This is a genomic window from Cellulomonas sp. JZ18 (genome assembly GCF_009720485.1).
GTDB lineage: Bacteria > Actinomycetota > Actinomycetes > Actinomycetales > Cellulomonadaceae > Cellulomonas.
In genome coordinates this window covers 1301850-1325765 of the sequence record NZ_CP045245.1, presented here as the reverse complement: position 1 = coordinate 1325765, position 23916 = coordinate 1301850, and the positions used below count along the sequence as shown (strand labels likewise).

General features: G+C 75.3%; 19 protein-coding genes and 1 pseudogene. 10 read left to right on the top strand and 10 right to left on the bottom strand.

The features are described from left to right. Positions 1-103: 103 nt before the first annotated feature. From GC089_RS06080 to rfbD, 3 genes are all read right to left on the bottom strand, one after another. Positions 104-1435, bottom strand: coding sequence for a hypothetical protein (locus tag GC089_RS06080; RefSeq protein WP_155376879.1), 1332 nt, complete (start codon positions 1433-1435; stop codon positions 104-106). Between the two features lie 40 nt (positions 1436-1475). Further along, positions 1476-2552, bottom strand: coding sequence for a glycosyltransferase family A protein (locus tag GC089_RS06075; protein WP_155376878.1), 1077 nt, complete (start codon positions 2550-2552; stop codon positions 1476-1478). A 122-nt stretch (positions 2553-2674) separates the two neighbouring features. Continuing rightward, complete coding sequence (gene rfbD, locus GC089_RS06070; protein ID WP_155376877.1) at positions 2675-3520, bottom strand: dTDP-4-dehydrorhamnose reductase; 846 nt, start codon at positions 3518-3520, stop codon at positions 2675-2677. 83 nt (positions 3521-3603) lie between these two features. Between rfbD and GC089_RS06065 the strand changes: the two genes are divergently transcribed. Then, positions 3604-4230, top strand: a complete 627-nt coding sequence (locus GC089_RS06065; protein ID WP_155376876.1) for a dTDP-4-dehydrorhamnose 3,5-epimerase family protein — start codon at positions 3604-3606, stop codon at positions 4228-4230. Between the two features lie 39 nt (positions 4231-4269). On the opposite strand, the gene GC089_RS06060 is transcribed toward GC089_RS06065, so the two are convergent. Beyond that, complete coding sequence (locus GC089_RS06060; RefSeq protein ID WP_155376875.1) at positions 4270-5406, bottom strand: glycosyltransferase family 1 protein; 1137 nt, start codon at positions 5404-5406, stop codon at positions 4270-4272. Positions 5407-5457: 51 nt separating this feature from the next. Continuing rightward, positions 5458-7044, bottom strand: a complete 1587-nt coding sequence (locus GC089_RS06055; RefSeq protein ID WP_155376874.1) for a DUF2142 domain-containing protein — start codon at positions 7042-7044, stop codon at positions 5458-5460. Positions 7045-7163: 119 nt separating this feature from the next. Here GC089_RS06055 and GC089_RS06050 point away from each other — a divergent pair, with 119 nt between their 5' ends. Together GC089_RS06050 and GC089_RS06045 are read left to right on the top strand one after the other, a co-directional pair. After that, positions 7164-7907: a glycosyltransferase family 2 protein gene (locus tag GC089_RS06050; protein WP_155376873.1), complete on the top strand. Its 744-nt coding sequence runs from the start codon at positions 7164-7166 to the stop codon at positions 7905-7907. After that, a complete protein-coding gene (locus GC089_RS06045; protein ID WP_155376872.1) occupies positions 7904-8383 on the top strand; it encodes a DUF2304 domain-containing protein in 480 nt (159 codons plus the stop codon). The genes GC089_RS06050 and GC089_RS06045 overlap by 4 nt, the downstream gene beginning before the upstream one ends. A 27-nt stretch (positions 8384-8410) precedes the next feature. Here GC089_RS06045 and GC089_RS06040 read toward each other — a convergent pair whose 3' ends face one another. Together GC089_RS06040 and GC089_RS06035 are read right to left on the bottom strand one after the other, a co-directional pair. After that, positions 8411-9487, bottom strand: a complete 1077-nt coding sequence (locus GC089_RS06040) for a UDP-N-acetylglucosamine 2-epimerase (protein ID WP_155376871.1) — start codon at positions 9485-9487, stop codon at positions 8411-8413. 109 nt (positions 9488-9596) lie between these two features. Then, positions 9597-12095 carry a glycosyltransferase gene (locus GC089_RS06035; protein ID WP_196250841.1) on the bottom strand — a complete coding sequence of 833 codons (2499 nt, stop codon included), beginning with the start codon at positions 12093-12095 and terminating at the stop codon, positions 9597-9599. 134 nt (positions 12096-12229) lie between these two features. Between GC089_RS06035 and GC089_RS19945 the strand changes: the two are divergent. The 3 genes and pseudogenes from GC089_RS19945 to GC089_RS06025 form a co-directional block, all read left to right on the top strand. Next, positions 12230-12688, top strand: a pseudogene (locus GC089_RS19945) (glycosyltransferase family 1 protein); the annotation flags it as partial. A gap of 62 nt (positions 12689-12750) precedes the next feature. Further along, positions 12751-13320, top strand: a complete 570-nt coding sequence (locus tag GC089_RS18935) for a glycosyltransferase family 1 protein (RefSeq protein ID WP_230685102.1) — start codon at positions 12751-12753, stop codon at positions 13318-13320. Further along, positions 13317-14381 (top strand): glycosyltransferase family 2 protein, encoded by a 1065-nt coding sequence (locus GC089_RS06025; protein ID WP_196250840.1) that lies wholly within the window; start codon positions 13317-13319, stop codon positions 14379-14381. The genes GC089_RS18935 and GC089_RS06025 overlap by 4 nt, the downstream gene beginning before the upstream one ends. Here the strand turns inward: GC089_RS06025 and GC089_RS06020 are convergent. From GC089_RS06020 to GC089_RS06010, 3 genes are read right to left on the bottom strand one after another with little or no spacing between them, the layout of a single operon-like run. After that, positions 14371-15528, bottom strand: a complete 1158-nt coding sequence (locus tag GC089_RS06020) for a glycosyltransferase family 1 protein (RefSeq protein WP_230685101.1) — start codon at positions 15526-15528, stop codon at positions 14371-14373. The genes GC089_RS06025 and GC089_RS06020 overlap by 11 nt on opposite strands. Continuing rightward, the gene (locus tag GC089_RS06015) at positions 15525-18047 is read right to left on the bottom strand and encodes an N-acetylmuramoyl-L-alanine amidase (protein WP_155376869.1); all 2523 of its coding nucleotides are present in this window, start codon (positions 18045-18047) and stop codon (positions 15525-15527) included. Before GC089_RS06015 ends, GC089_RS06020 begins: the two co-directional genes overlap by 4 nt. Continuing rightward, the gene (locus GC089_RS06010) at positions 18026-18610 is read right to left on the bottom strand and encodes a hypothetical protein (RefSeq protein WP_155376868.1); all 585 of its coding nucleotides are present in this window, start codon (positions 18608-18610) and stop codon (positions 18026-18028) included. Before GC089_RS06010 ends, GC089_RS06015 begins: the two co-directional genes overlap by 22 nt. A gap of 396 nt (positions 18611-19006) precedes the next feature. Between GC089_RS06010 and GC089_RS06005 the strand changes: the two genes are divergently transcribed. The 4 genes from GC089_RS06005 to GC089_RS05990 all read left to right on the top strand — a co-directional run bounded on the left by GC089_RS06005 (position 19007) and on the right by GC089_RS05990 (position 23914). Beyond that, the gene (locus GC089_RS06005) at positions 19007-19291 is read left to right on the top strand and encodes a hypothetical protein (protein ID WP_155376867.1); all 285 of its coding nucleotides are present in this window, start codon (positions 19007-19009) and stop codon (positions 19289-19291) included. Continuing rightward, positions 19288-21702, top strand: a complete 2415-nt coding sequence (locus tag GC089_RS06000; RefSeq protein ID WP_155376866.1) for a hypothetical protein — start codon at positions 19288-19290, stop codon at positions 21700-21702. The genes GC089_RS06005 and GC089_RS06000 overlap by 4 nt, the downstream gene beginning before the upstream one ends. Positions 21703-21821: 119 nt before the next feature. Next, the gene (locus tag GC089_RS05995; RefSeq protein WP_155376865.1) at positions 21822-22724 is read left to right on the top strand and encodes an ABC transporter permease; all 903 of its coding nucleotides are present in this window, start codon (positions 21822-21824) and stop codon (positions 22722-22724) included. Then, positions 22724-23914 (top strand): ABC transporter ATP-binding protein, encoded by a 1191-nt coding sequence (locus tag GC089_RS05990; RefSeq protein ID WP_155376864.1) that lies wholly within the window; start codon positions 22724-22726, stop codon positions 23912-23914. Before GC089_RS05995 ends, GC089_RS05990 begins: the two co-directional genes overlap by 1 nt. The last annotated feature ends 2 nt before the right edge of the window (positions 23915-23916 follow it).

The following is a 23916-nucleotide window of genomic DNA, read 5'->3' as shown; positions in this document are numbered from 1 at the left end:
CAAGTACCTCGCGCCGTCCACGAGCTCCGGCCGGGTCGGCCCGGCCGGGACCGGTGCGCCCGTCCGCGCCGTGGACGCGCGTCGTCGGCCGCGCCCCGGGGAATCATAGGGGCACCCCCGGGGTGGCGCCCGGACCGCCCGCCGGGTCGGTGGGGGCCTGCACCGTGCGGCCGGCCTGCCGCACGAGGCGCAGGTGCACGACGAACATGCACCCGAGGGCCACGGCCCCCACGCCCGCGTTCACCACGACGAAGGCGTCGACGTCCGGCAGGACCAGGCGCCCCAGCACCCACTGCGCTGCCGCGACCAGCACAAGGACCACCAGCGACCACCGGGACGCCGCCGCCGTGAGCCGGATCAGCAGGCTCTGCGCCATCGCCCACGGCACCCACGCCAGCGCCAGCGCCGGCAGGACCGCCGTCGCCTGCTCGTAGCCCCCGCCGAAGACCCGCACGACGAGCCCGCCGGCGACCGTCACCACGACCCACACCGCGAGGCCCGTGACCAGGGCGAGCGCGAGGCTGAGGTTCACCCCCAGGCGCACCGACGCCGTGTCGTCACGCGCCGAGACGAAGCGGGGCAGCAGGTACAGCGAGAGCGTCGTCGGGACGATGAGGGTCGTCTTCACCAGGACCGCGGCGGCCGCGTAGGCGCCTGCGTCGGCCTCGAGGGCGCCCGACCGCACGAGGACGACGTCGACGCTCGTGAGCCACGCGAAGGCGATCGTCAGCGCGATGACGACGAGCGCGTCGGCCGAGAACGGCCGCGCCCCGGAGACGAGCCGCCGGACGCGCGCCTGCGCCGAGGCGCCGAGGGCACCCACGACGCCGACGCCCAGGAAGACCAGGAGGACGCCGAGCGCGCCGCCGCCCAACCGGACCACGAGCGCGCTGAGCAGGAACTGCGCGACCTGCGCCGCGGTCGACCAGAGCACCACCGCCCGCGAGTCCCCCGCCCCCTGCAGCAGGCCCTGCGAGCGGGAGAAGACGAAGTACGGCAGGGCCGCGGCGGCGACCACCAGCACGGGGACGACCGTCGTGTCGAGCGACGCCGTGAGGTACGGCGCGGCGACGACGCCCGCGACCGTGCACACCAGCCCGAGCACCAGCGCCTCGACCGCCGACCCGTCCAGCAGCCGCCTCGCCGGCGTCCCCGCGGTGCTCCCCGCGGCCCGGGACGCGGCCGTGTCCACCGCGACGGAGTTGCGCAGTGCGCCACTGCCGATGGAGGCGACGTTGAGGAACGCGAGCAGCGAGGCGAACAGGCCGTACTCGACGGGTCCCAGCCCGCGGATGACGACCAGCTGGAACCCCGCCGTCGCGACGACCCCCACGACGGTGACGACCCCGAGCCCGGCCAGCGCGCGCCCGTGCGCGCCGACCAGGGCGGCACCGCGCGCGCGCCACCCGCCCGGTGCGGGCGCCGGGCCGGTCACCGCGTGGACCCGGCGCGCGCGGCCCGGGCCGGGGACGGCGTCACGCCACCTCGCCGACGGCCGCGTCGGCGGCCGTGCGCAGGCGTCCGAACGCCGTGCGGTGCAGCACCACGCCGCGCAGGAGGCCGCGCCAGAACACGACGCCGAACGGCAGCACGTACGTCAGGTACGAGGCGATCGCGCGACGGCTGGCGCGGTGCCGTGCCGCGAGGACGGCCGGCGCCGCCAGCCCGGCGGCCCCGACCCCCAGGAGCGCGGCCACGACGCCCCACCGGCCCGAGAGGGCCGCCCCGGCGAGACCCACGGCGGCGACCGGCGGTGCGAGGACGAGCCCGACGAGCGCTGCGTTGCGCGCGTGCGACGTCCCCGCGTAGCTGTCGACGAACATCGTGCCGCGACCGGCGGCGTGCGCCAGGAACTTGCGGACCGTCGTCCGCGGCCGGTACGTCGCCGAGAAGCCGGGCTCGAGGCGGATCGGCCGCCGGGACGCGATGTGCCGCAGGAGCTTCGTGTCGTCGGAGGTGTACCGGGTGCCCTGGTCGGGCCAGCACGCGCGGTACGCCTCGACCATGAGGTCGCGCGGCACCAGGAAGCAGCCGGTGCCCTTCGGGACCCGGTCGAAGTTCTCCGGCGTGATCTCCGTCGGGCGCGGGTCGCCGAGGTAGTCGCCCCAGAACACGTGCGTCGGCACATCCCAGAAGACGCCGACGAGGGGGGTCGCCGGGTCGGTGACGACGTGCCCGTTCCACGCCTGCCCGCTCGCGAGGGCGTCCTGCTCCTCGAGGTGGCGCAGGGCCGTCGGGTCGAGCAGGAGGCGCGAGTTCAGGATCAGCACGTGCTGCGAGCGAGCCTGCTCGAGGCCGGTCCACACGGCGACGAACACGCCCTGGTTGGCCTGCTCCACCACGCGCAGGTCGTAGGGGTAACGCGGGGCCAGGCCGCGCAGGAGCTGCGGGGACCCGTCCGTCGACCCGTCGTCGACGACCACGACCTCGGCGGACCAGGACGTCGCCTCGAGCGCCGTGCGCAGCGCGTCGAGGGTCGTCTCCAGCCACGGCCCCGAGTTGTAGGCGGGGATGACGACGGACAGGTCCGGGATGGCGGAGGTGGGTTCCATCGGAAATCTCTCCTGGCTGGGGCGCACGGCGGTGCGCGCTGCGCGGGCGGCGGTGGGAGGGGTGCGGTGCGACCGGTGGGAGGCGGCGGCCGCCCTTCGCGGCCCGGGAGTCTACCGGCGGCTCAGGCGAGCACCGCGGGAGCGGCCGCCCGCCAGCGCTCCCGCCAGTCGCCGATCGGGGTGACGCCCGCGGCGCCGAGCGCGTCGTGCCCGAGCACCGAGTAGGCAGGGCGCGGCGCCGGCCGGACGTACGCCTCGCTCGTCGTCGGCTGCACGAGGGAGGGGTCCATGCCGGCCGCCTCGACGACCGCGCGGGCGAACTCGAACCACGAGGTGCTGCCGGCCGACGTGCCGTGGTAGGTGCCCGACGGCGCACCGGCGCGCACCAGCCGGTGCACGAGGTCCGCGACGTCGACGGTCCACGTCGGCTGGCCCACCTGGTCGGCCACGACGTCCAGCGACCCGCGCTCGGCGGCGGCACGGGCGATGGTGCGCGGGAAGCACGAGCCGTGCGCGCCGTACAGCCAGGCGACCCGGACGACGAGGTGGTCGGCGCAGTGCGCGCGCACCGCCCACTCCCCCGCGGCCTTCGTCCGCCCGTACGCGGAGCGCGGCGCGGGCGGATGGGCCTCGTCGTACGGCGCGGTCGCCGTCCCGTCGAAGACGTAGTCGGTCGAGGGGTGCACCAGGCGGGCTCCGGCCCGGGCGGCCGCCCGGGCCAGCAGGGCGGGCCCGACGGCGTTCACCGCGAACGCGGTGGACTCGTCGGTCTCCGCCGCGTCCACCGCGGTGTACGCGGTGCAGTTGACCACGACGTCCACGTCCCGCACGACGGCGTCGACGGCCGCCGGGACCGTCACGTCGACGTCGTCCCGCGTGACGCCCCGGACGTCCTCGCCGAGCTCGTGCAGACGCGCGACCACGTCCTGCCCGAGCATCCCCGCGGCACCCACGACAAGCCAGCGCACGTCCACTCCCCGCTCTCGACGACCAGGGCCAGGGTAGGCGCTCGGTAGGGTGGCGGACGCACGCACACGTCGAGAGGGAGACGATGACCTACCGTGAGCTCGCCGTTCCCGGCGCCTGGGAGATCACCCCGCAGCAGCACGGTGACCCGCGCGGCGTCTTCCTGGAGTACTTCCAGGGCGCGCCCTTCGCCGCCGCCACCGGCCACCCGCTCACCCTCGCGCAGGCGAACTGCTCGGTCTCCGCCGCCGGTGTGCTGCGCGGGATCCACTTCGCGGACGTCCCGCCCGGGCAGGCGAAGTACGTGACCTGCGCGCGCGGCGCCGTGCTCGACGTCGTGGTCGACCTGCGCGTCGGATCCCCCACGTTCGGCACGTGGGACTCGGTGCTGCTCGACGACGTGGACCGGCGCGCCATCTACCTGTCCGAGGGCCTCGGGCACGCCTTCCTGTCCCTCGAGGACGACTCGACCGTGCTCTACCTGTGCTCCACGCCGTACGCGCCCGGCCGGGAGCACGGCGTGCACCCGCTCGACGAGGAGATCGGCATCGCGTGGCCGACGACCGCGCGGGACGGCTCGCCGCTGCACGTCCAGCTGTCGGCAAAGGACGAGGCGGCACCGACGCTCGCCGAGGCGCTCGCGTCAGGCCTGCTGCCGCAGGCCGCCGCGGTGGCCGACCACGTGGAAGGGCTGCGGCGGGCGGCCCGCTGACGCTCGCCTGCGCGGCCTGCCGACGCCCGCGTCCGCGCGTCAGGCGCCTCGCCGCGTGCCGCCCAGGGCGTCCTCGTACGCCCGCACGTGCGCCTGCGCCGAGGCCGCCCACGTGAACGCGTCAGCCCGCGCCCGGGCGGCCGCGGCGAGCCGGGCACGCTCGTCCGGCCGGTCCAGCAGCGCGCGCAGGGCACGCGCGATGGCGGCGTCGTCCACGTCCGTGTACGCCACCGCGTCACCGCCAACCTCCGGCAGCGAGAGCTCGCGGGTGGTGAGCACGGTCGCACCGCACGCCATGGCCTCGAGCACCGGCAGACCGAAGCCCTCCCCGAGGCTCGGGTAGGCGACCACGGCAGCGCCCGACAGGAACCCCGCGAGGTCGTCGAGGGGCAGGTAGCCGGGACGCAGTGCGGTGAGCCCTGCCGGCACCGCCGCGAGGGTGGGCCCGATCTCCGTGTCCCAGCCGGCGCCACCCGCGAGCACGAGCGCGGGCGGGTCCGGGGTGCCCCGGACGGCCTCGACCCACCCCCGCACGAGGGCGGGCGTGTTCTTGCGCGGCTCGAGCGTGCCGAGGAAGGCGACGTACGCGCGGCCCTCGAGGCCGAGAGCCCGCGCCACGCGTGCCCGCTCGGCGGCGTCGACGGGGTGGAAGCGCGAGGTGTCCACGCCGTGGTGCGCCACGTGGAAGCGCTCGGGCGTTCCCCCGGCGTACCGCAGCACCTCGTCGCGCGTCGCCCGGGACGGCACGACGAGTGTCGCGGCGCGTGCCACGGCGACCCGCGTCGCCGCGCGGAAGAAGCGGGCCTTGACCGGCGAGTGGAGCTCCGGGTGGCTGAAGAACGTCGCGTCGTGCAGCGTGACCACCACGGGGACGCTCGCCGCGAGCGGCAGCGTGTAGTGCGGGCTGTGCAGCACGTCGGCACGGGTCCGCCGCGCGAGCGCGGGCAGGCCCGACTGCTCCCAGGCGAGCCGCGCGGGGCGACGGGCCACCGCTGCGGGGGCCGCGACGACCTCGGCGCCCGGGGCGCCCGCACTCAGCCGCTCCGCCACCGCCGCCTGGCAGACGACGACGAGGTCGACACCCTCGTCGACGAGGGCGGGCACCAGCGCGTCGACGTAGCGGCCGACCCCCCCGAGGTCGGCGGGGACGGCGGTCGCGTCGAGCAGCAGGCGCACCCCGGCATCCTAGGTGGACCCGGACGGCCCCCCGTGCGGCCTCCGCCGGGCTCAGTGCGCGCGCTGCACCGTGCTCGGCTCCGGGGGCACGCCGGCCGCGTCGGTCCGCTCGACCTCGGGCACGTCGTGGCCCGGGTCCGCGGGCGTGGGCCGCACCTCGGGGAAGGCCGCGTCGCGCGGCCCCACGAGGGAGAGCGTCAGCAGCCCGACGGCCACGACGAACGCCGCCGACGCGACGACCCAGAGCGCGGTGGGACCGAGGGGCAGCCCGGGCCACCACCACTCGGCGCCGGCGTCGAGGTCGGGGTCCACCACGTCGGCACCGGTCACGTACCGGCGCACGTTGGTGTGCAGGGCGACAGCGTGCGCGACTCCCAGCGCCAGCACGACCAGGGCCCACTGACCGCCCGACCAGCGCACGGCCGGTCCCTGGGTGCGCGACAGCGCGACGACGGCGAGCACGACGATGATCGGCAGCACGTAGCGGGGCTGGATCGCCGCCCCGACGGGGTAGCCGGACAGGTACTGCATGTACGTCGGCACCACCCACACCGCGACGCCGCCCACCAGCAGGGCGGCCAGCCGGCGCAGGTCGGCGCCCGCCAGCGCGGCGAAGACGGTGCCCACCAGGACGCTCCACGCCGCCACCCACACCACGGCGGGCATGTAGGTGTCGAGCCAGCCGAGGCCCCAGCTACCGAGCGCGCCGGTCCACAGCGACGGCACGTCGCCCATGAGGCGGACGAACGCCGGCAAGGACATCGAGGTGGGACCGCCGCCGGCGCTCACCGATTCCGACTGACCGGCGGAGAAGAACAGCAGGATCGCGACGACCCCGAGGAGGGCCGGGTAGACCAGCCTGCGCACGTGTGCCCACCCCGGGCGGAGCGTCGCGATGCCCGCGAGACCGATGGCCAGGGCGCCGTAGAGGGCCGCGTCGGCGCGGGCGCCGGCGCCCACGCCCAGCGCGACCGCCGCGAGCACGCCCAGCACCCACCGGCGGCGCCGGTCGGCGGTCGTGATGTAGCCGAGCACCGCGACGGGCAGCGTCATCGCCGAGAGCAGTGCCCAGCTCGACGGGTTGACCGACGGGAGCAGGAACATGCCGAGCGGCACGGCCGTCACGACCGCGCCGCCCACGAGCCCGCCACGCAGGCCCGGCGGCGACGCGAGCCACACCGCGGCCACGAGCAGCACGACGAGCAGGGCGTTGACGGCGCGCATGACCAGCACGGAGTCCGCGACCTCGTCGCCGACGAAGATGCTCATGACGAAGTAGAAGACGGGCGGGTACGCCCCGACGAAGTTGCCGCGCTCGCTGTCCACGAGCTCGGTGTCCTCCGTCATGACCGGGCCCTGGCAGGCCGCGCTCTCGGCCGGCTCGAACGCGTAGCAGGGCGACGACAGCAGCCGCTGCTGCACCTCGCGGGACGTCTCCCCGTCCCCGGCCTCGCACAGGCCGTCGCGCTCGCCCTGGCCGCACCAGATGCTCGCCAGGTGGTAGTCCTCGTCCGGCGTCGCCCCGACCGGGGACGCCAGGGCCCACCCCAGCAGCGCGACGAGGAGGGCGGCGAGGCCGACGACGCCCGCCGCACGCGACACGGGTCCGCCGGAGGGCAGCACGACGGGCGACTTCACGCGGCGACCCTACCAAGCACCGTCCCCACCCCCCGTAGGCCGACGCGGCCGCGTCCGGGCACGCGGGGGCGAGGCCGCGGGCGGGGCCGGGCCCGGTCGTGCGGCTATCCTTGCCCGTCGTGGAACAGGACGCGCCCGGCAGTCTGCTCGTCATCGTCCCCGCGTGGAACGAGGAGGAGTCGCTCCCCCGGGTCCTGGAGGAGCTGGCCACGGCCGTGCCCGACGCCGACGTCCTGGTCGTCAACGACGGGTCGACCGACCGGACCGCGGAGGTCGTGCGCCGGTCCGGCAGGGCGATGCTGCTCGACCTGCCGCTGAACCTCGGCGTGGGCGGCGCGATGCGCGCGGGCTACCGGTTCGCGCTGCGCCAGGGGTACCGCCGGGCCGTGCAGGTGGATGCGGACGGTCAGCACGACCCCGCGGACATCGCGCGCGTCGTCGGGCTGCTCGACGAGGGGGCGAACGTCGCGGTCGGCGCCCGGTTCGCCGGCGAGGGCGACTACCGTGCCCGCGGACCGCGCCGGTGGGCCATGTCAATGCTCTCGTTCGTCATCTCCCGCATCGCGCGCGTGCGTCTGACGGACACCACGTCCGGCTTCCGCGCCAGCGACCGCCGGGCCATCGAGCTCTTCGCCGCCGACTACCCCGCGGAGTACCTCGGGGACACGGTCGAATCGCTCGTCATCGCGAGCCGCGCGGGCCTGACCATCCGGCAGGTCGGCGTGCGCATGCGCGTGCGCTCCGCCGGGACACCGTCGCAGAGCCCCCTGCGCGCGGCCGTCTTCCTCGGACGGGCGGCGCTCGCGCTGCTCGTCGCCGTCACGCGGCCGATGGCGGCCCGCCTCCCGAAGGACGAGTCATGAGCGGGTACCCCTTCGCGATCACGGCGTCGGTCGCGGTCGTCCTCTTCCTCGTCGTGCTGCTGCGCTCGCGGCGCGTGCGGGAGAAGTACGCCTTCATCTGGATCCTCGTCGGCACGGTCGTCGCCGTCCTGGCCGCGTTCCCCGACCTCGTGCTCGGCCTGACCCGCCTCGTAGGGATCCAGACGCCGATCAACCTGCTCGTGTCCGCGTCGCTGATCGTGCTGCTGTTCGTCTGCATCCAGCTCAGCGTGGAGGTCTCGGGCCTCGAGGAGGAGACGCGGACCCTCGCGGAGGAGGTCGCGCTGCTGCGCCTCGACATGGAGCGCGAGCGGGCCACGGTCTCGGACCTCGGTGCCACCGCTCAGGACGCCCCCCGCGCCCCTGCCGCGGCGGACACCGGCGCCCGTCCGGTCGTGCCGGAGCCGACGGCCGAGGTCGTCGACTCCGGCGAGGGCGAGCGCCGGCCGCGCGCGTAGGTCCGGACGTCGCGACCTGCTCCGGCGTCAGCGCCCGTAGCCGCGGGCCAGCAGGTCGTCGACCACCACCTGCGACGGCGACACCGCGGGCGGCGGGACGTCCACCCGGTACGTGCGGTAGCCCGTGAGGAAGTCACGGACAACCTCGGGCTTCCAGTAGGACAGCAGCGCATTGGCGCCGAGTCCCTCGGAGCGCTCGGTCGCCATGCGGTGCACGAGCGTCGGCACGCCGTACAGCGCGGCCTCCTCCTGCACGCCGCCCGAGTCGGTCACGACCAGGGCGGCGTCGCGCAGGGTCTGGATGAAGTCGCCGTGCGAGAGCTTGGGCTGCACGAGGAGCCGGTCCCCCGCACCCAGCTCGTCGATCGCCGCGACGATGGCGTCGCGGGCGTACGCGTCCACGAGCACCTTGAGCGGGACGTCCGCGTGCTCGGCGAGCAGGCGCAGCGTGTCGCGCACGCGCGCCGGGTCGGAGATGAACTCGAACCGGTGGAGCAGCACGACGCCGTACGGGGCCCCGTCGTGCGCGACCGCACCCGTGCTGTCGAGAGCCGCGTCCATGACCGTGTTGCCGTGGGTGTGCACGACCCCGCTGCGCCCCCGCAGGTTGGCGCAGGCCTCCTCCGACGGCGCGTAGTGCACGCTCGCGAGGCGGCCGACGATGCGCCGGTCCAGCTCCTCCGGGAACGGGTGCCGCCAGTCGCCCGAACGCAGCCCGGCCTCGACGTGCGCGCTGCGCAGGCCCACGCAGCGCGCGAGGAGGGCCCCGACGACGCTCGTGACCGTGTCGCCGTGCACGACCACGACGTCGCGCCGCCGGTCCAGCCGCCGGCGCTGGCGCAGGGCGTTGCGCACCGTCCACCCGGCCACCGACAGCAGCCACACCACCATGTCCACCGGCGTCTTCAGGGGCGCCCCGCGCCGACCGCGGGCCACCACGACGTCCGCACGTCCCAGGCCCAGCGTGCCCATCGTGGCGTCGAGGGCCTCGGTGTGCTGGTAGGTGAGCCACTGCTCGACCGGCACACCGCGCTCACGCAGCCGCGAGACGACCGGGGCGAGCTTGATGGCCTCGGCCGTGGTGCCGTAGACGAAGATGATCACGGGACGCTGTTCTCCGCTCGGGGTCGTGGTGGTGGCGCCGGGCACGCACGAGGGGCCGCGGCGGCCGCGGCCCAGCATAGGCGCCGGTGCGCGGCCGCCCCGCCCGGCGTCAGCGCCCGACGACCCGGCGCACGCGGCCCGACGCGCGGCGCACGACCTCGGCCACGCCGCCGTCCTCCAGGTACTGCCGGAGCAGGGCGATGTCACCCCGCACACCGCCCCACGGCGGCGGCGGGACGCTCGACTCGGGCTCGGGCTCGCCGAGCTCCGCCGCGAGGTCGGCCGCCCGGCGCGGCGACCGGCAGAACTCGACGAGCGGCGCGAGCGTCCGCGACCAGGCGAACTCGGGCGCGATCGCCGCGACCGCGGAACGGGCGGCGTCCCGGGCCGGCTCGTCGAAGAGCATCCGGTCGAGCGCGGCGACCAGCGCGTCGACGTCCTCCGACGGCACGGCGACGCCGAGCCCGCGCTCGCGGACCAGCTCGCCGAACGCGTCACCGTCGGTGGCCACGACGGGCAGGCCCGCCCAGAGGTAGTCGAGGATCCGGGTCCGGAAGCTGTAGGCGGTCTCCACGTGCTGGTAGTGCGTGGACACGCCGACGTCGGCGTCCAGCAGGTAGTCCGCGCGCTCGGCATAGGGCACCCAGCCGTCGTTGAAGAACACGACCCGGTCGGTCAGGCCGAGCTCGTCCGCCAGACGTCGCGTCTCGTACGCGACCTGCATCTCCGGCACGCCGGGGTTCGGGTGCTTCGTCCCGAGGAAGAACAGGCGCACCTCGGGGCGGGACTGCGCGAGGCGCGCGACTGCACGCACGAGCGTGAGGGGGTCGAACCAGTTGTAGATGCCGCCGCCCCAGAGGATGACCTTGTCGTCCGGACCGATGCCGGGCACCGTGCCCTTGATGGCGTGGCGTCGCTGCACGGGCGGCTCGTCGGGGATGCCGAACGGCACGATCGAGATGAGGTTGTCGAGCGACGCGTCCTCGTCGTACACCGCGGGGTTCACCCGCCCGACGCCGGCGAGCTGGCCGAGCCAGAAGTCGCGCTGCTTCTCGGACGCGCAGAGCAGGAAGTCCGCGCGCCGCAGCTGGTCGTTGAGCACCTGCGTGACCGCGCGCACCTGCGCGCGGCGCCCCTCGGGCCCGAGGTCGCGCGCCTGCTCCAGCTGCTCGAGGTGCATCGGGTCGTAGACGTCGGCGACCAGGATCTGCTTGCTGCGGTGCAGCCAGCGCGCCCCGTCGAGCAGGAAGCCCTGGAAGACGATGACGTCGGCCCAGTCCGTGACCTGCCGCAGCTCCTTGGGCCGGACGTGCTCGACCGAGAAGCGCGGGTCGCTCACCTCCGCGCCGCGCGACGACACGAGCCGCACCTCGTGGTCCGCCGACAGCGCGGCGGCGATCTCCCAGGCCCGGATGGCCGGGCCGGCGATGCGCTCGGTGAGCGGCTCCCCCGTCACGACCAGCACCCGCAGGCGCGACACGAAGTGCCCGGCGATGCCGAACGCCTCGACGAGCGCGTCGTGACCGCGCACGTACGCCGGGTGCGGGTACGCCGGCTCGAGCGCGCGGCGGAACAGCGGGAACAGCTCGCGGTCGGTGCGGCGCCGGCGGGTCTGCAGCTCCGCGCGGGTGGCGGCGAGGCCGGGCATCTGCTCGACGAGGTAGTCGATCGCGAAGGGACCCGTCAGCGCCATCTTCGGCAGGGTCAGGGTGTCCTCGTCCTCGCCGCCGGGGCTGCGCTGCAGGTCCAGCACCGTCGCGTCCGTGCCCGTGCGCGCCACCGAGCGGCGCACCGACAGCGCCATCGCGGCGGGCAGGGCACGCGCCAGCGAGGCGTCGTCGAGGTTCTTGTACAGCGACATCAGCGCGTTGCGCTCGAGCAGGTAGCTCTCGCGGTAGCTGCCGAACTTGTCCATCGTCGCGTGGTGCTTGTGGTACGCCAGGGAGCCGGGGACGAACCGCACCCGGTGGCCGAGCAGGTTGAGGCGCCAGCCCAGGTCCACGTCCTCGTAGAACATGAAGAACCGCTCGTCGAACCCGCCGACCTCGCGGTACAGCGCCGCACGCACGAACATGGCGGCCCCCGTGCCGAACAGCACGTCCCGCGGCCGGTCGTGCGACCCGTCGTCGACGTCCTCGACCTCGCGCTTGTACCCCATGCCGAACCAGGTGAGCGACCCGTCGACGTAGTCGATCCGCTCGCCCTCCCAGTCCAGGACCTTGCTGGCGACGGCGCCGACGTCGGGCTCGGTCTCGAGCACGGCGACCGCGGCGGACACCCACGCGGGATGGGGACGCGCGTCGTTGTTGAGGAACGCGACGTACTCGCCGCTCGCGTGCGCGACGCCGAGGTTGCAGCCGCCCGCGAAACCGGTGTTCGAGCCCGCCTCGACGAGGAGCACGTCCGGGCAGGCCGCCCGGATCCGCTCGGCCGAGTCGTCCCCCGACGCGTTCTCCACCACGATCACCTCGAGGCGGTCCGCGGGCCAGTCGAGCTCGCCGAGGCCGCGCACGCAGGCGATGGTGTCGTCCGCGCCGCGGTAGTTCACGACCACCACCGAGACGACGCCGGGGCGCACCGCGGGCTCCTGCTTGGGCGATCGGCTCACCGGTCCTCCGTCCTGGCCGCCCCGAGGAGGTCCCTCGACCTGCCGGCACCGGGACGCCGACGCGCGAGTCTAGTCGGACCACGTGCACCCCCGGCCGGGACAGGCGGTCCGCGCCGCCGTGGGATCATCGCGGCGTGCGGATCACCCTGGACGCCACGCCCCTGCTCGGGCCCCGCACCGGCATCGGCCGGTACGCCGCCCACCTGCTCGCCGAGCTCCCCTCCGCGGCACGGCGCGCGGGCCTCGACGCGGACCTGCGGGTGTCGACCTGGACGATGCGCGGCCACCGCCTCACGGACCTGCCCCCGGGCGTGCGTCAGGTCGGCCCGCCGGCGCCGGCCCGCGCCCTGCGCAGCGCGTGGGGCACCGCCGCGTTCCCGCCCGTGGAGGCCCTCGTCGGGCGCACGGACGTCTTCCACGGGACCAACTTCGTCTCGCCGCCCGCCCGACGCGCGGCGGAGGTGGTCACGGTGCACGACCTGACGTACGTCCACCACGCCGACACGGTGGCGCCCGCCGACCTCGCCTACCGCCGGCTCGTGCCGCGGGCCCTCGACCGGGGTGCCCACGTGCTGACGCCCTCGGAGCACGTCGCCGCGCAGGTGCGGGCGCACTACGGCCTCGACGCCGGCCGCACCACCGCCACTCCCCTGGGGTGGACCCCGCCTGGTCGCGGGCCGCACCACCCACCGCGGACTGGTGCCGCGCGCACGGGATCCCGGGCGACTACGTGCTGTTCGTCGGCGCGCTCGGTCCCCGCAAGAACCTGCCGCGCCTGCTCGCCGCCTTCCGGGCCGCGCAGGTGGCGGGCCTCTCGCTCGTGCTCGCGGGGCCCGCCGGGCGCGGCGCCCCGCCCGACGACGTCCCGCACGTCGTACCGACCGGGTGGCTGGAGGACCGGGAGCTGCACGACCTCGTCGCCGGCGCCCGCGCGCTCGCCCTGCCGTCGCTCGACGAGGGGTTCGGCTTGCCGGTCCTCGAGGCGCTCGCCGCGGGCAGGCCCGTCCTCGCCGCGGACGTCCCGGCGCTGCGCGAGGTCGCGGGCGGTCACGCGGTGCTGGCGGACCCGCGCGACGTGGACGCCCTGGCGCAGGGACTGCTGAACGTGCTGGCGGCCCCGGACGACGAGGCCGCCCGGAGCGCGCGCCGCACGTGGGCCGGCCGCTTCACCTGGGCGGCGACGGCGGACCGCACGGTCGAGGCGTACGTCCGGGCGGCCGCGTGAACGGCGTCGCGACCGCCGACGTCACGGTGGTCGTCGTCACCTGGCGCGCGCGCGCTCTCGTCCTGCGGTGCCTCGAGGGCCTGGCGCGGCAGGAGCTGGACGGCCTGCGCATGCACGTCGTCGTCGTCGACAACGACTCCCGCGACGGGACGGCGGAGGCCGTGCACGCCGCGCACCCCGAGGTGCAGGTCGTCGTCTCCGACGTCAACCGCGGCTTCGCCGGCGGCAACAACCTCGCGCTGCGAGCGGTCGACTCCCCCGTCGTCGTGCTGCTCAACAACGACGCCGTGCCGGAGCCCACGTTCGTCGCGCGGCTCGTCGGGCACCTGCGGGCGGCGGCGCCCGAGGTCGCCGCCGTCACCGGCCGCGTCCTGCTCGCCGACCGCTTCCGCCCGGCCGCCGACGGGGAGAGCGCAGTCGTGGGTCCCGACGGGCGCTGGGTGGCCGACCCGGCCGGCGACGTGCTGCTGGTGAACTCGACCGGCAACGTGCTGCGCACCGACGGCTACGGGGTGGACCGGGGGTGGCTCGCGCGTGCCGACGGCCACCACCCGCCACGTGAGGTGTTCGGGTTCTGCGGGGCGGGCGTGGCGCTGCGGACGGACGCGCTGCGCGACGTCGGACTGTTCGACGAGGACTTCTTCCTCTACTACGAGGACTCCGACCTGTCCTGGCGGCTGCGCCTGGCCGGCTACCGGGTCGAGTACGCGCAGGACGCCGTGCTGCACCACGAGCACGCGGCGTCCACGCGGGAGGGCAGCGACCTGTTCCGGTTCCACGACTGGCGCAACCGCCTGCTGCTGCTCACCAAGGACGCGACCGCGCGCCGCGCCGTGGCGGCCGTGCTGCGGTTCGTCGTCACGACCGCGTCGGTCGCGCTGCGCCGGCACGGGTCCCGAGGGGAGGTCCGCGTCCGCCTGCGCGTCCTCGCGTCGTACGTGCGCCTGCTACCGGCGATGCTCGCGCGCCGGCGGACGATCGGCCGGCGGGCGCGCGTGACGCGGGCGGAGGTCGAGCGCCTGCTCGTACCGCCCGCGCCGAGCGGCGGGCTCAGGGCCTGACGGACCGGTAGACGGCGGCGTGCGCCTGCGCGCTCGCCTCCCAGGTGCACGCGGCCGCGTGGGCGCGGATGCGCTCGCGCACGGGCGCAGGGGTCGCGCACGCGCGCACGAGCCCGGCCGCGAGGGCGTCGACGTCCGTCGGCTCGACGAGCTCGGCGAGACCGCCGGCGACCTCGGCCATGGCGCTGGCACGGGACGTGACGACGGGGACCCCGTGAGCCATCGCCTCGAGCACGGGCATCCCGAACCCCTCGCGCAGGGACGGGAAGGCGAACGCCTCGGCCTCGGCGTACGCGACCTGCAGGTCTGCGTCCCCGAGCCGTCCCAGCAGCCGCACCGCTCCCGGCGGCAGCGACGCCAGGGCACGTTCGACCTCCGCACCCGCCGTGCCCCAGCCCGCGGGACCCACCAGTACGAGCGTGCGGTCGGCGAGCTCGCCGGCGGCCCGGGCCCGCGCGAAGGCGTGCACCAGGGCGGGCACGTTCTTGCGCGGCTCGAGCGTGCCGCACCACAGCACGTAGGGCCCGGTGACGCCCGTCCCCGCCCGCCATGCGGCACGCGCCTCGCCGTCGACGACGGCGGCGCGCACCCCGTGCGGGACGACCACCAGCCGCGACTCCTCGATGCCCTCCGCGACGCACTCGTCCGCCGTCACGCGGGACGGCACGACCACGCGCGCGGCCTCGTCGCGCACCACGCGCAGAGCACGCCGGAAGAAGGCGTTGCCGCGCCGCGTGAAGTGCGCCGGCTCGCGGAGGAAGGCGAGGTCGTGCACGGTCACCACGAGGGGCCGGCGGGTACCGGGCACCGCCCACGTCGTGGCGTGCACGACCTCCACGTCGACGGTGGCCTCGGCCCGCGGCCGCCGCGTCCGGTTCCACGCCTCGTACAGCAGCGCGCGCGGCAGCGTGGCGTGCCGCACGGGCAGGCCCGGCGGGACGGCCGGGACGTCTGCCGCGTCGTGCCGTGCCGCGAGGCCGACCGGCGCGACGTCGGGCACGCCGCGCAGCGCACGCGCCAGCTCGGCGATGTACGTCCCGGAACCGCCCGGGACCGGCTGCCAGCACTGCTCGACGGTGAGGGCGACCGCGAGCGGCGCGGTGGCCGCCAGGGACGGCGCGCCCCGCTGCTCCACCGGGTCCGTCACCCGACCACCACGCGGCAGCCGAGCGACGTGTGCGGCGCACCCCAGCCGTTGATGGCGTAGACGCAGACCTCCTGCGGCTCGCGCCGGGCCACCGGGACCGCCACGTAGAAGCCCACGCGCGGGTCGCGCCCGTAGGCGCGACCCACGTCGGTCCGCTCCCACGTCGCAGCCCGTGCGATACCGCGGCCGTTCACGTAGACGTGGACGTCGGTCGGACCCGGGAGGTCGGGGTCGAACGCCCAGCCCCACACGTCGACCGCGCCGCCGGAGCGCTCCACCCACTCGACGCGCTCGAGCGCACCCACCGGCGGCGCGTCCCGCAGGACCACCTCGCGGCACCCGAGCAGCGCGTGCGGTGCACCACCGGTGTTGATCGCGTACGCGCACACCGAGTTCGCGCCGACCTGCAGCGCGCCGGTCGCGGTGAAGCCGGTGCGCGGGTCACGCGCGTACGCCGTCCCCACGTCGGTGCGCTGCAGGTCCGCCGCGACGGCGACCCCGGTCGCGCCGACGTAGACGTGCACGCTGGTCGGGCCTGCCGAGTCCGGGTCGAACGCCCAGCCCTGCACGACCACGGACCGACCCGAGACGTTCACCGACTCGAGCACCCCGACGGGCGCGGCGTCGCGCACCTCGACCGTGCGGCACCCGAGCGCCACGGGCGGCGCGCCGCCCGAGTCGATCGCCCACGCGCACACCTCGTGCCGGCCGGCCCCGACCGTGCTGGTCGCGGTGAACCCGACGCGCGGGTCGCGTCCGTAGGCGGTGCCGACGTCCCGGCGCTCCACGTCCGCCGTGAGCGCGGTGCCCCGGCCGTCGACGTAGAGGTGCACGGTGCCGGGGCCGTCGTCGTCGGGGTCGAACGCCCACCCGCTCGCCCGCAGGGTGGTGCCCTGCAGCGTCACGGCCTCCAGGGCGCCGACCGGCGAAGCCCCGACCTGCACGTCCGTGCAGCGCAGCACCGTCGGCGGGCCGCCCGCGGAGTCGATGCCGTAGACGCACACGGTGTGCCTGCCCTCAGGCACGGTCGTCGTGTACTCGAACCCGTGCCGGTCGCCGCGCCGGTAGGCGGCGCCCACGTCCGGACGCGAGCGGTCCGCGGGTACGACGGCACCCCGTGCGCCCACGTAGACGTGGACGCTGGTGGACTCGCGCGTGTCGGGATCGAACGTCCAGCCGGACACCTGCAGCGTCCTGCCCTGCAGGCGCAGCACGTCGACCGCGCCCAGCGGGGCGCGGTTGACGACGTCCGCCGTGCGGCAGCCGAGCGCGACCACGCCGACGCCGCCGGGCCGGACGACCTCCACGCAGACGACGTGGCGCCCCGGCGTCTGGGGCAGCGTGAGCGCGAACCCGTGCCTGCTGCCGGAACCCGGGTAGGCGGCACCGATGTCCGGACGGTCCTGGTCGGCCGTGATCGTCGTGGGCCGTCCGTCGACCCGCACGACGACCGAGAGCGGGGAGGTGTCTCCCCGGGCGAGCGCCCACCCCGAGACCGTCAGCGACGAGGGGGTCGTGTCGAGCTGCTCCCAGTTGCCCACCGGCGTCGCGGCGACGGCGGCGTTCGCGGCCGCCGCGACGCGGGCGCGGATCGTGGGCAGCAGGTCGTACAGGTTCTGCCCGGGGCACGACGTGTACTGCGCGTCGCGGTGGCCGAAGATCGTGTGGAACGACACCGGCGTGCCCGCGGGGAACTTGGTGTCACCGCCCCCGGACACCAGCGTCACCTGCTGGTCGCCGGGGATGTTGTGGATCGCCGCCTTCCAGGAGATGACCGACACGAGGCCGTCGAGCAGCGCGCCCGGCACGCCCGTCGACCCGTAGTCCCCGATCGCCGCGACCCCGACGGTGCGGCTGTTGAAGCCGCCGGTGTGCACCCCCACCACGGTCGAGGTCAGACCGCCCGCGCGTCCCTCGAAGACGCGCCCGAACCGGTCGACGAGGACGTTGTAGCCGATGTCGCACCAGCCCCGGCTCTGCACGTGGTAGGCGTAGAAGCCGCGGATGATGCCGGGCACGGCGTCGGCGGAGTAGCCGTTGGCGGAGGCGGTGTGGTGCACGACGACCGCCCGCATCGCGGGCGAGTAGTCGGGCTGGCAGGGCCGCAGCGACTCGTCGGCGCCCCACCCCGCGCGCTCCACGATCGCCGGCTGGCCCGGCACCGCGACGGTGGCGGCGGCGACGGCGTCCGCGGAGTCCTGCGGGAGCACGCCCGGGTCGACGAGCACCGCACGCAGGCCGGTCACGGCGCCGGTCGGCGAGTCCGCGTAGACCTGCAGCCCGTCGGCGCCCGTGGTGACCACCGGGTCGGTGCCCGCGCGCGTGCTGCGCGCGGCGTCGAGCGAGTCCGCGTCGGGCACGACGTCACCGCCGCCGACCGGCTGCCAGTCGGACCACTCCCCCGCCTCGCGGACCCGGAAGGCGACCGTCACGTCGGTCGGCCCCGGGTCCCACGTGAAGCCGAGAACGCTGAACTCGCGCGTGTCCATCTCGTCGGTCAGGACGTCGGGCGTGGGCACCGGAGCGGCGCTGCGGGCGGCCGTGGCCGGCGCCGCGGGCTGCTCACCGGCCCCGCGGCGCCCTCGATCTCGTTCTCCGCCGCGTTCTCCGTCTCGATCTCGGCCGCGTCGTCCGCCGTCGACGCGGCCGCGGCCAGGGCGTCGGCGGCCGCCGGCTCGTCCGCGGCCCGCACCCCCGTCCCCTCGTCCGGCGCCTCGTCCGGCGTACCGGCCGCGCCGCCCTCGGCCGGGGCTCGCCCCGTGTCGCCGGGCGCGGGGTCGGTGGCCGGGTGCCCGCCCTGCGGCACCGACGACGGCACCACCGGGACCACCGCCTCCTCGGCGACGAGTGCGGCCGCCTCGTCCGGCAGGTCCGGCAGCGCGGCCGGGTCGACGCCCGCGAGCGGCACCTCCTCGAGGACCGGCCGGGTGGCGGGCCCGGGCGCAGTACGCGACGGCGCAGTGCCGGCGGGGGCGAGAGCGCCGCCCGGGACGGCTGCAGGGTCAGGTCCGGCCGCGGTGGTCGCGCCGGGGACGGACCCCAGCGCGACGGACGCCGCGACGAGCAGGACGACAGCTCGCACGTTCACTCCCGTTGGTCCCCCCGGACGTGGCGCAACGGCGCGCACGCGATGACATGTGATCATGACACGCGTCAGTGCTGGACGATCGGAGGCCAGGTGCAGGTCAACAGCCCGCGTGTCGCGACGTCGTCGCGACACGCCCGTCCTCCGCGCGGGTGGCGCGCCGCAGTCCCGGCCGTCGCCGTCGTCCTGGTGCTCGTGGGCTGCGTCGACGGCACCGCCCAGCGGCCCTCGCCGTCCGCGACCGCGTCGCGCACGTCCGCCCCCACCGTGACGGCCACGCCGTCCGCGACCGCCGACGTCCCCGCGCCCGGCGCTGCCCCGACGGCTCCGGACCAGCCGGTCCCGGCCGACCCCGGCGCCGTGCCCCCGGCGGCGCCCGGTACGGCTGAGGTCGTGGTCACCTCCGCGCAGTGGCAGCCCGGCACCGCCGCGGTCGAGGTCAGCGCGTACGTGTCGGTCGTCGAGCAGGGCGGCGAGTGCACCCTCACGCTCGAGGGCCCCGGGGGCGCGTCCGCGCGCACCTCCCAGCCCGCGCTCGCCGACGCGTCGACGACCAGCTGCGGGCTCATGTCGGTCGCGCGTGACCGTCTCGCACCGGGCACCTGGACGGGCTCGGTCCGTTACGTGTCCCCGACCACCTCAGGCGAGGCCCGCCTGACGCCGATGGAGATCCCGTGACCGTCAGCACCACGCCGTCCCGCCGTCCCCCGACGGTCCTGCGCCGCGGCACCAGCACCGTCCTCGCCGTCCTCGCGCTGCTGGCGCTCGTCACGGTGCCGTCCACCGAGGCGAGGGCCGCGGACCTGTCGCGCTTCGACCCGGGACTGATCATCACCGACCGCGCGTTCACCGACGCCGGGGCCATGACCGCCGCGCAGGTGCAGGCGTTCCTCGACGCACGGGCACCGTCGTGCGTGCCCGGACCGGACGGCACCCCCTGCCTGCGGCACGCGCGGTTCGACACGACCTCGCGCCCCGCCGACGACCGCTGCCGCGGCGCCTACCAGGGGGCGGCGGGCGAGACCGCCGCCCAGATCATCACGAAGGTGGCCGTGGCCTGCTCCATCAGCCCGCGGGTGCTCCTGGTGACGCTCCAGAAGGAGCAGGGGCTCGTCACCGCGAGCGGCTCGTCCCTCACGGCGACGCGCTACCGGTCCGCCATGGGCTTCGGCTGCCCCGACACCGCGGCGTGCGACGCGCGGTACTACGGCTTCTTCAACCAGGTGTACCAGGCCGCCTGGCAGTTCAACAGCTACGCCCTCAACCCCACCCGGTACGCCCACCGGCCGGGCGTGACGGTCAACGTGCGCTTCCACCCGAACGCGGCCTGCGGCTCGGCACCCGTGTTCATCGCGAACCAGGCGACGGCGAGCCTCTACAACTACACGCCGTACCAGCCCAACGCCGCGGCCCTCGCCGCCGGCTACGGCACGGGCGACGCGTGCTCGTCGTACGGCAACCGCAACTTCTGGTCCTACTACACGGACTGGTTCGGCCGGCCCGACGCCGGCGACCCGACCGGCCGGGTCGAGTCCGTCACGACGACCGGCTCGTCCGTCACCGTCTCCGGGTGGGCACTGGACCCCGCGACCTCGACGAGCAACGAGGTCCACGTGTACGTCGACGGTGTCGGGACGCGGGTCGTGGCCGACCAGGTGCGGCCCGACATCGCCGCCGCCTTCGGCATGGGCGACCGGCACGGCTTCCGCGCGACCGTCCCGGCGGCGCCCGGCGTGCGCTCGGTGTGCGTCTACTCGATGGGCGTCTCCCGCGCGCCGTTCTCGCTGCTCGGCTGCACGCAGGTGACGGTCGTCGACCAGGCCCCGCGCGGAGCCCTCGAGTCCGTCCACGTGACCGGCACGCGCATCGACGTCTCGGGCTGGACCTGGGACCCCGACACGAGCGACCCCACCGACGTGCACGTCTACGTCGACGGGGTGGGCACCGCGGCCCGGGCCGACCTCCCGCGCGCGGACGTCGCGGCCGCGTACGGCACGACGCCCACCCGCGGGTTCGCGCACTCGCGCACCGTCACCCCGGGCCGGCACACGGTCTGCGTGTACGCGATCGGCGTGGGCGGCGGCGCCAACACGCTCCTGGGGTGCCGCGACGTCGACGCGGTGGCACCCGACCGCGGGCTCAGCCCGGTCGGCGCGCTGGAGTCCGTCCAGGTGACCGGCACGCGTATCGACGTCTCGGGCTGGACCTGGGACCCCGACACGAGCGACCCGACGGACGTGCACGTGTACGTCGCCGGCGCCGGCACCGCCACGCGCGCCGAGCTGCCCCGCGCCGACGTCGCGGCCGCGTACGGGACGACGGCCACGCGCGGGTTCGCGCACTCGCGCACGGTCGGCCCCGGTCGGCACACCGTCTGCGTCTACGCCATCAACACGGGTGCGGGACCGCACACCCTCCTCGGCTGCCGAGACGTCGAGGTCCGCGTGCCCGATCGCGGCCTCAGCCCTGTGGGTGCCCTCGAGTCGGTCGAGGTGACCGGCACCCGCATCGACGTCTCGGGCTGGACCTGGGACCCCGACACGAGCGACCCCACCGACGTGCACGTCTACGTCGACGGCGTCGGGACGGTGGCACGGGCCGACCTCACGCGTGGTGACGTCGCCGCCGCCTACGGGACGACGGCGACGCGGGGCTTCGGGCAGGCCCGCACCGCGGCCCCGGGGCGGCACACCGTGTGCGTCTACGCGATCAACACCGGACCTGGCGCGCACACGCTGCTGGGGTGCCGCGACGTCGAGGTCCCGCCGACCGACCCCGGACGCACCCCCGTGGGCTCCCTCGAGCAGGTCCAGGCGACGGGCGACCGCATCGACGTCTCGGGCTGGACCTGGGACCCCGACACGAGCGACCCCACCGACGTGCACGTCTACGTCGACGGGGTGGGCACCGCGCTGCGGGCCGACCTCGTGCGTGCCGACGTCGCGGCCGCGTACGGAACCACCGCCACGCGCGGCTTCGGGCACTCGCGGACGGTGGCACCGGGTCGGCACAGCGTGTGCGTGTACGCCATCAACACCGGTGCGGGACCGCACACGCTGCTCGGCTGCCGGGACGTCGTCACGTCCTGACGCGCGTCCCCCGGCCGGTCCGCGACGACCCTCGCGGACCGGCCGGACCAGGACCCGACGGCGGGTAGCCTTCTCTGGCCGGTCCCCCGGTCCACCCGCCCCGACCCCCGAGAGGTCCCATGACCACGCCTGCCGATGTCCGCGCTCAGGAGCTGTCCGCGCTCCCGTTCCGCGACTCCGGGACGCGTCAGGGCTTCTTCCGCGGCACGGTCGCGTCGCTGCGCGACATCGTCCGGCACCGCGAGCTGCTGTCGCACCTGGTGCGCCGCGAGCTGAAGTCCCGGTACAAGGACAGCACCCTCGGGTTCGTCTGGAGCCTGGTGCGTCCCCTGACGATGCTGCTCGTCTACTACGTCGCGCTCGGCCAGTTCCTCGGTGCGGCACGCGGCACGCCGCAGTTCGCGATCTTCATCTACTGCGGCATCACCGCCTGGACGCTCTTCTCGGAGGTGCTGAGCTCCTCGACGGTGTCCGTCGTGCAGAACGCCGGGCTCATCAAGAAGGTCTACGTCCCGCGCGAGGTGTTTCCCCTCGCGGCCGTCGGCTCGGCGGGGTTCAACTTCCTCGTGCAGCTCGTGATCCTGCTCGGCGCCACCGTCGTCGCGCAGCAGGTACCCGGCGGCACCCGCTGGATGTACCTGCCCCTGTCCGTGGCGGTGCTGCTGACGTTCAGCACGGCCCTCGGGCTGCTGCTGTCCGCCGCCAACGTCTACCTGCGGGACGTGCAGTACCTGGTCGAGGTGGCCCTCACGCTCCTGTTCTGGGCGTCGCCCATCGTGTACCCCTGGCGCCTCGTGCAGGACAACGTCGGCCCGCTGGTCGAGCAGTTGTACCTCACCAACCCGATCACCCTGGCGGTGCTCGGCTTCCAGCAGACGTTCTGGGTGGCCGGCGACGGCCAGCCCGTGCCCCCCGACCTCACTGCGCGCCTTGGTGTGGTGCTCGCCGTGGGTCTCGTCCTGCTCTGGGTCGGGCAGCGCGCCTTCGCCCGCCTCCAGGGCAACTTCGCTCAGGAGCTGTGATGAGCAGGCCCGTCGTCGTCCGCGTCGACAACGTCTCGAAGCGCTTCGTCATCCGCAAGGACAAGTCGCTCAAGGAGCGCGTGGTCAACCGCCAGCGGTCGAACACCTACAAGGAAGACTTCTGGGCCCTGCGGGACGTGGACCTCGAGATCCACTCGGGCGCCACCGTCGGGCTGATCGGCCCGAACGGCTCCGGCAAGAGCACGCTGTTGAAGATGGTCAGCGGGATCCTGCTGCCCGACCGCGGGTCCGTCCAGGTGCGCGGCCGGCTCGCGGCTCTGCTCGAGCTGGGCGCGGGCTTCCACCCCGACCTCACCGGCCGCGAGAACGTCTACATCAACGCGTCGATCCTCGGCCTGTCGCGCTCGGAGATCGACCGCTACTTCGACGCGATCGTCGACTTCTCGGGCATCGAGCAGTTCATCGACACGCAAGTGAAGTTCTACTCGTCGGGCATGTACGTGCGGCTCGCGTTCGCCGTGGCCGTCCACGTGGACCCGGACATCCTGCTCGTCGACGAGGTGCTCGCGGTCGGCGACGAGCCGTTCCAGCGCAAGTGCCTCGAGCGCATCCGCACGTTCCAGAGCGAGGGCCGCACGATCGTGCTCGTGACGCACGGCCTGGACCAGGTGGCGGAGTTCTGCGACCGCGCGGTGGTGCTCGAGCAGGGGCAGGTCGTCGCCGACGGCAGCGCGCGGGAGGGGCTGAAGAAGCTCCGCGCGGACTTCGAGGCGCACCGGCAGGAGGAGTCCGCACGCAGCGCGGGCGGGGCCGGCACCCCGAAGGCCGTCTTCACGGGCATCTCGCTGCGCACGCCGGAGGGCGACGAGCAGCACCCGACGATCGAGCCCGGCGGCACCCTTCTCGTCGCCATGGAGACCCGTGCCGAGACCCGGGTCGAGGCGGCGGAGATCGGCGTCGCCATCACGACGCCCCTGGGGCTGACGCTCTACTCCACCACCAGCTCGATGCTCGACTCGGGCCCGGTCGCGCTCGACGGCACCCAGCACTTCGTGTTCGGGTTCCCCGGTCTGCCCCTCGCGCCCGGCGAGTACGCGGTCCGCACGACGCTCACGACGCCGAACGGGGACGAGCTGCACACCGTCCCCGTGGCGGGCGAGTTCTCGGTCGAGGGAGCCGAGCGCTCGCGCGGGCCGGTGGCGGTCGACGCCTCGTTCAACAAGATGTGAGG

Excerpts from the sequence above, each read along its gene's own strand:
- GC089_RS06075 (WP_155376878.1), bottom strand. The coding sequence starts at position 2,552 with ATGGAACCCACCTCCGCCATCCCGGACCTGTCCGTCGTCATCCCCGCC.
- GC089_RS06065 (WP_155376876.1), top strand. The coding sequence starts at position 3,604 with ATGACCTACCGTGAGCTCGCCGTTCCCGGCGCCTGGGAGATCACCCCG.
- GC089_RS06045 (WP_155376872.1), top strand. The coding sequence starts at position 7,904 with ATGAGCGGGTACCCCTTCGCGATCACGGCGTCGGTCGCGGTCGTCCTC.
- GC089_RS05995 (WP_155376865.1), top strand. The coding sequence starts at position 21,822 with ATGACCACGCCTGCCGATGTCCGCGCTCAGGAGCTGTCCGCGCTCCCG.
- GC089_RS05990 (WP_155376864.1), top strand. The coding sequence starts at position 22,724 with ATGAGCAGGCCCGTCGTCGTCCGCGTCGACAACGTCTCGAAGCGCTTC.